This window comes from bacterium (genome assembly GCA_022616075.1).
Lineage (GTDB): Bacteria > Acidobacteriota > HRBIN11 > JAKEFK01 > JAKEFK01 > JAKEFK01.
The window spans coordinates 1-7,584 of sequence record JAKEFK010000088.1; the positions used below are offsets into that span (position 1 = coordinate 1).

General features: G+C 49.4%; 6 protein-coding genes. 3 read left to right on the forward strand and 3 right to left on the reverse strand.

What is annotated here, in order from left to right:
* Nucleotides 1–75: 75 nt before the first annotated feature.
* Nucleotides 76–711, forward strand: coding sequence for a DUF1326 domain-containing protein (locus L0156_07730; GenBank protein MCI0602889.1), 636 nt, complete (start codon nucleotides 76–78; stop codon nucleotides 709–711).
* Nucleotides 712–955: 244 nt separating this feature from the next.
* Entirely contained in the window at nucleotides 956–1,699 is a 744-nt protein-coding gene (locus tag L0156_07735) for a DUF2182 domain-containing protein (GenBank protein ID MCI0602890.1), read from the forward strand.
* 35 nt (nucleotides 1,700–1,734) lie between these two features.
* Here the strand turns inward: L0156_07735 and L0156_07740 are convergent, their stop codons facing one another.
* Entirely contained in the window at nucleotides 1,735–1,911 is a 177-nt protein-coding gene (locus tag L0156_07740; GenBank protein MCI0602891.1) for a hypothetical protein, read from the reverse strand.
* A 108-nt stretch (nucleotides 1,912–2,019) separates the two neighbouring features.
* Between L0156_07740 and L0156_07745 the strand changes: the two genes are divergently transcribed.
* Nucleotides 2,020–3,675, forward strand: coding sequence for a hypothetical protein (locus L0156_07745; GenBank protein ID MCI0602892.1), 1,656 nt, complete (start codon nucleotides 2,020–2,022; stop codon nucleotides 3,673–3,675).
* A 264-nt stretch (nucleotides 3,676–3,939) separates the two neighbouring features.
* On the opposite strand, the gene L0156_07750 is transcribed toward L0156_07745, so the two are convergent.
* Together L0156_07750 and L0156_07755 are read right to left on the reverse strand one after the other, a co-directional pair.
* Nucleotides 3,940–6,597, reverse strand: a complete 2,658-nt coding sequence (locus tag L0156_07750; GenBank protein MCI0602893.1) for a TonB-dependent receptor — start codon at nucleotides 6,595–6,597, stop codon at nucleotides 3,940–3,942.
* 108 nt (nucleotides 6,598–6,705) lie between these two features.
* On the reverse strand, nucleotides 6,706–7,584 hold an 879-nt coding region (locus L0156_07755), incomplete at its 5' end, for an ATPase (protein MCI0602894.1).

A 7,584-nucleotide genomic window follows, 5' to 3' on the forward strand; every position in this document is an offset into this window, starting at 1 on the left:
AGAGAAGTTTTATAGCAAACCATGTCATCACAAGGGAAACGCTGGTTCATACCAGCGTGAAGGAGGATCACGAGCATGACGGATCGATGGGTCTTCAAGAGTGAAACGTATGATAACTGTAATTGTGCTGTGAATTGCGGCTGTCAGTTCAACTTGCCCAGTACACACGGCTATTGTCAGTCGGCCTTCGTTGGCAATATTGTCGAAGGCCACTTCAACGATACGCCGCTCGCGGGCCTGAAGTGGGCGGGCCTTTACAAGTGGCCCGGCGAGATCAAGGATGGAAACGGCAAACGCCAGATCGTGATCGACGAGCGTGCGGATGAAGCTCAACGGATCGCTCTCGAAACGATTATCTCTGGCGAGGCATGCGCCCCACTGAGCAATTTGTTCTCCGTCTTCGCGTCCACATGCTCGGAATTTTGCCAGACTCTTTACCTGCCAATTCATCTCGGAGCAAATCAGGAACTCAGAACCGCAAAGGTTGACATCCCAGGCGTCATGCAAAGCAGCGGCAAACCGATCATCAACGAGTTCAATGGTGAACCCTTCCACATTGCGCTGGCACGCCCGAGTGGTAGTTTCGAGTTCACCTATGCGGAAATCGGACTAGGTAGTACCTCGGTGACTAGTGAAATGGATATGGCGTATGAAGATTCCTGGGCGCATTGGTGCATTCACCACTTCAATCAGGATGGGTTGATCCGTTGAACACAGCAATGAGTTATTGATCGCTCTTGCCGCTTATCGTCACGCTAAGGTTACGGAGCCAGATGGTGGCTTCCACGCCCTGTGCCTACTGGAAGTAATGATGCAAGAAACCTCCGTTCTAGAGTCCGTCCTGGCGCGAGACCGTACGGTAGTCATTATAGGTCTCGTGACCGTCATCGTTCTTTCTTGGATATACATTCTGTTAGGCGCCGGCATGGGTATGACCGCGTTCGAGATGACGACCATGTCCATGCCCGGGACATCTTCGGCAATGGAGATGACCGGTGATAGCAGCAGTATGTCTTCCCAGAAGAGTTTGGGTAACACGATGCGTATGGCGCATTCGGCTATGATGCAACCGGCAGTTTGGACACCCTCATACGCAGCCCTCATGTTCTTGATGTGGTGGATCATGATGGTGGCCATGATGTTGCCGAGTGCATCCGCAATGATTCTGCTTTTCGCCCGCATTCAGCGCCAGCAAAAGGAAAAGGGATCCCCCTTTGTCCCCACCAGTGTGTTTACAGCCGGATATCTCGTGACCTGGGGCGCCTTCAGTGTGATCGCGACAGGTGCCCAATGGAGGTTTGAACGCGCCGAGCTCCTGTCTGCCATGATGACAAGCACCAGTGGTCTCCTTGCTGGTGTGCTCCTGCTCGCAGCGGGCATCTACCAGCTTACCCCCCTGAAACACGCATGTCTCCGGCATTGTCGCAGTCCGATACAATTCATTACGCATCATTGGCGTAACGGTTCAGGTGGAGCTTTCCGGATGGGCCTTGACCACGGGGCATTCTGCCTGGCGTGCTGTTGGTTCTTAATGGCACTTCTTTTTGTAGGTGGCGTTATGAACCTATATTGGATTGTCGGTCTCTCGCTCTTCGTGCTGTTGGAAAAAACAATTCCAGCGGGTCACTGGTTCGGGTCAATCACAGGCATCGGCCTCATGCTATGGGGAGGCTGGTTGATGGTGGGCACTGTACTGTAAGGGTAGATTCTGGGTGCAGCCGAGCTCGAGAAGTGCTAAGCACTTGCGCTTTTTTGAACGAAGCCGGCTGCGGGACTCAACGGAAACCAACGCCAGAATTCACGAACGAGCGCCGGCATCCCGAGTAATTCCACACGTTGATTGCGTAATGCATCGGCGAATGGTAATCGTCCCAACCACAACTGATAAAAAGAAGATAAATCCGCTTTCATTCAGTATAGCCTCACCAAAAGTTATAACCAGTTCAATTATTGAACTAGGCGGCTTGCAAAAAAATAGTATACTCAAAACCGAAAACAGAGAAAAAATAGTTAGGAGGTATGGCTGTGAAATTAAAAATCATTCTTATCACTTTTCTATTGATCGCCTTCTCGTACCCGATCGCTGCAGGTGAACAACATCATCATGAAATTCCTCCGGCAGAAAAATTAGGAAGTGTGCATTTCCCCGTTTCTTGCAGCGAAGCATCACAAAAACAGTTCGATCGAGCCGTTGCGCTTTTGCATTCGTTCGGTTACGCCCAGGCGGAAAAAGCATTTCAGATTGTTGCCAGCACAGATTCTGATTGTGCTATTGCTTACTGGGGAATAGCGCAGACGCAGTTCCACCAATACTGGGCCGCTGCCGCACCTGCCATGGCTCCCAAACCGGACGAGCTTCAAAAAGGTTCAGCTGCTGTTGAACAAGCGCGAAAAACCGGTACTCCGACCCAGCGGGAAAAAGATTACATCGAGGCAATTGGAATATTTTACAAGGACTCCGATAGGCTGGACCATCAGACGCGTGCCCTGGCTTACGAAAAAGCAATGGAACAGCTGCATCAGCGTTATCCGGAGGATGACGAAGCGGCGATTTTTTATGCGCTTTCTTTACTCGCAACTTCTTCGCCAATGGACAAAACCTATACGCCGCAGAAAAAAGCAGCACAAATTTTGAACCGGTTGCTGGAGAAACATCCTGAGCACCCAGGAATCGCCCACTACATTATTCACAGTTACGATTATCCGTCTCTTGCAAATCTAGCGCTGGATGCCGCTAGAAAATATTCCCAAATTGCTCCCTCTTCCCCTCATGCGCTCCACATGCCCTCACACATCTTTACGCGTCTGGGATTATGGCAGGAATCCATTGACTCCAACATCGCATCTGCCGCATCTGCGCTCGCGTTAGTTCAGAAGGATCATCCGAATTCCGGCTCCTTTGACCAACTTCATGCGATGGATTATTTAGTTTACGCTTATCTGCAATCCGGTCAGGACGAAAAAGCAAAACAAGTTCTGGATGAATTCAATGCATTGCAGAAAGTGGACCAAGCAAATCTCACGGCAGCTTATGCGGCAGCCGCAATTCCCGTAAGATACGCAGTGGAAAGAAATCAGTGGCCGGATGCTGCCGTTTTGAGTCCTGCTTCCGGTTTCATTCCCTGGGATCAATTTCCATCTTCAGAGGCGATCCTATACTTTGGTCGCGGCCTTGGATCCGCGCGAACCGGCAATCGGGATCAAGCACAGAATGCTTTGGAGAAGCTGAATACGCTTCAACAAAAGTTAGTTGCGTCGAAAGATATGTACTGGGCCGGACAAGTGGAAATACAAGCAAAGGAGCTGGCCGCTTGGATTGCTCTAGCAAAAGGAAAAGACCGGGAGGCGCTGAAGTTGATGAAAACCGCGGTTGAATGGGAAAGCAAAACCGAAAAGCACGCAATTACTCCAGGAGCAATCGTTCCTGCGCGTGAACTGCTTGGAAATCTTCTGCTGGAATTGAAGCAACCTCAAGCGGCACTCATAGAATTTGAACAAACACTTGTTGTGACGCCGAATCGTTTCAACGCTATTTACGGCGCAGCGCGCAGCGCGGAATTAGCGGGAGATCAGCAGAAAGCGGAAACGTATTACGCTAAACTTGTTTCTCTTTGTGACAACAATTGCCGCCGGGAGGAGTTCGTTCAGGCAAAAGCGTTCCTGGCAAGGAAGTGATTTGAAAGGAGGCCTGAAAGGCAACGTACCTTTCGGAGAGAGACTTCAAAATACTGCAGGATCGCCTTCCAGGCGCATCGACTCAACTCCGTCAAGAGTTTTCGGTTGTATAAAAAGAAGATGCGAAACATCTTCGGGATCGAAAATACAACGTGCTAGTGAGCACAATCTGCGAGTACTTTTTGACGGACGAACTCCCCACAAAACGGAACGTTTGGCCTTCGCTTCAGCGAAGGCCCTCTAGAGACTTTCCAAATCTTGAAGCTAGAAGATATATCTTGCTTCCACCGTATAGCGACGCGGCAGAAGAGGACGCGCATTAAAGAATTGTGCGGCGGCTCCTCTTGTTGGGTCAACACGCGGATCGCCTTCTTCAAAACCTTGTGATTGGGTAAGATTCAAGACTCGCGCTCCCACAGTGATTCCGCTATCCCCAAGTTTGTACGAGGCTCCAAGGTTGATGTAGGCGTAATCATTTAGGAACACGGTTCGTTCGACATTTGTGCGCTCGCCAACATAATGCCAGTCAAATAAAAGCCTGGCGTTCTCGGCAAGCTCATAGGTTGCTTCGAAATCGAGCACGGCTGGTGTAAATCCATCGAAGCGGATTTGAGCTTGCGCACCGGCTGGAGCTTCGACATCAATCAAAGTGGCAGTGCCGCGAAGCTCTAATCCAGGTGCGGGACGTGTTACAGTTTCTATCTCAAAACCCCACGCGCTCGCGTCCGGCTGCGGCCTTGTTACGAAAATTGGATCGCCTGTATTCGGATCAAATTCCACGCCTCGGCCCACGACATTCAAGACCTTCCCGTAAAAGAATGTACCCGTAAAGGCGATCGCCGGCCCGGAATACTTTACTCCGGTTTCAAACACCCGGGATTTCGTTGGTTCAATCAATTCTACCAGCTCCTGTCTTTGCTCAAAGAGGAAATCATCCAGCGCCGGGAATCTAAATCCGCGAGTAAACGAACCATAGATCGCCAGGGTATCCGGCCGGATCTGATAATTTGCGCCGACCGAAAATGCGGTATTGTTAATATCGAACTCGAATTGTCTGAACGTATTGTTCCCAAAAGCTTCCTTATCGTAAATGGTACGTGGATCACCATCCAGATCGAAAGTTGAGCTGTTTTCAGCCACGGAGAAGTAATCCTGACGTTCATGGCGAACGGCAAAATCAAGCCGTAATCGCTCTCCTACTAACACTTCATCTGATGCAAAGATAGCGAACAGAGTGTTATTTCCATCGCCGTCAACGTAGGTATTGAGGAATTGCCGGATACCGTTCTGTGTTACATCCAATGTCGATCCGTCCGGTTGAGTAATGACCATATCTAGGAACCTTGGGTTGTCCTGGATGTCGGTCAGGATGCTGGTGAAAAACCAGCGATTCTCTTGTGTGTAGTAAGCGAAATAACTCCCGAATCCAATCTTGTGATTACCAAAAGTTTTTCTCAAAGTTAATTCGTTAGCGAAACTGGAAATCGGCTTCTGTACGTGGAATTCCTGACCGGGATTGATCAGCCCGTTCGGCGTACTAAAAGGAATTTTTGCTCCAGTGACTGGATCGCGACCAAAATTCGTATACAAGAGCTGAAAAGTGGAACCTGGCGCGACCGTTCCGTTACTGATAAGACCGTTCAATACTCTCTGTGCGAAATCAGTGGCAAGTTCAGGTGCACCGGGAACCATTGCATTCCAAATATGATCCACTGACATACTTTGAACGATGTCTTCAAACTCCCAACCGTCACCGAATTGAAAATTCACGTTTCCCTGAACCCAGCCGCCCTGGGTGTGGATGCCATCATCCAACGGAAAAACGAGATCATCTCCTCTGACTAGTGGGATGGTGAGATTCACGCCTTCTTTGCTGTGATAACCGCCAGTATCCGAGAAGCCAGGTACCGGTCTCGGATCACTGGGATTTTCGAATGGAAGGGGTAGGATGAACAGATTTCGGTCATCCAGATACTTCACTGAAAACTTTATAAAACCGTTCGATAAGGTCCGACTGACGTTCGCTTTTAATTGACCGCCCTTGGTCGCCGGATAATCAACATCGCGAACGGAACCGTCATACCGGTAAAAACCGCCGAAACTGAAACGCCAGTCCTCCGACAGTGGGCCGTTGACGTTGAAATCGAATCGACCCAGACCTCGTGAGCCTGCGGTGGTTTTTGCAACCCCTTGTGTTATGTCTCCTCCGATCTTATTGATGAAGTTAACAGTCGCTCCTGTGGTCGTAGATCCAAAAATCGGCGAAGTTCCACCACGCAATATCTCGATTGTTTCAATATTTTCATCTGGACGGATCAAATTATCGGCGTTCATGAAGAAGATGTGCATCGTAGGATAGACCTGCATTCCGTCTTCCTCAATGTTTACGCTTTCTACCCCAAACAACCCGCGAACGCTGAGGTTTTGATTCACCTCTCCGCCAGAACTCTCCACGCGGGTAAATCCGGGAACTCGCCGCAAATATTCGGTTGAGCTGCGGGGAACAGAGTCATTTAGCTCTTGATTGTTTAACGTGGAAATTGCTGAACTGGATTCAATCTTCTTTTCCGGAGCCGCTGTACCGGTTACAACAAGCTCTTCCAGCGCTAGAAGATCGAGCCGCAATGTGAAATCCTGCGTGACCGATTGCCCTGCGTCAACAGTGACCTGCGCGGATTGGCTTCGATAGGAATACGTACTCGCTTGGACGGTATATGTGCCTGCGGGTACATCAGCGATAGTGTACTCACCGGCACTGTTAGCGGTGGCTTTGATCTGCGTTCCCTCAAGCTGAACGGTGGCGCCGCCAATCGGCTCACCATCATCATCTACTACTTTTCCGGAAATGGTTCCTGTTTGAGCCCACGCCATCGTTGTAAGGAGAATACAAAATAGAAGGAGAAAGAGGCGAAGTGATTTCATAACAACTCCTTTTAAGGCTTGCCTGGGGGGCAGCCGGAATTCGGTTAAGGTTGAAACACCTCATTACCTTTTTAGCAGATGAAGTAAGCGTTGTAAAGTTTTATGAGATCAACTTTTTTTGGACAGTGCTACATCCATCCAAACAGCAGCGATTAGCACCAATCCGCGTGCAATGAATTTCATCTCCGGTGACACGGCCAGCAGAGTCATCCCATTCAGCAGGCTCGTCATAATCAAGGACCCGAAAAGAACGCCCAGAACCGTTCCGCGACCTCCCTTCAAACTGGTTCCTCCAATTACACAAGCCGCGATGGCGTCCAGTTCCATCAAGTCACCTACAGTTGTCGTTGAGGCTCCTGAATATGCCGTTTGCATAAATCCTGTGAGCGCAACGATGGCTCCAAGAATTCCATAAGCTCCAATGATTACTTTCTTGACCGGTATTCCTGACAATGCGGATGCTTCTTCGTTGTCGCCGATTGCATAAAGATAGCGGCCAAAAGGTGTATGTTGGGTGATCATATATACAACGAACGCAAGCCCAAATAGAATCACAACCGCAAGCGGAATTCCGCGAAATTGGTTCATAGTGATAACAACCAGCAATAAAGCTTGCAAACTGACAAACAATTTCAGAAAGGTCAATTCCCCATCTTCCACTTCGAAACCATGCTTGCGAAGCTGGCTGCGGGAACGAACACGTGCAAGGACGATAGCTGCCCCAACCAGAGCAACCAGTAGATAACTGCTCCACTTGGGAAAGTAGTAAGTCGTCAAAAGAGAATAAACATTGGATTCAGTCCCTGCAGTGACGGGTACAGTTTCGTTTTCAATCACTAACCAGAAGGTGCCTTTAAACACAAGCAGTCCTCCCAGCGTAATAATGAATGCGGGGATTCGCAGGCCGACAATCAGCTTTCCCATCAAAGACCAGACAATGATTCCAAAAAGAAATCCGATCGCCATCGCTAGCGGCGCAGGCACATG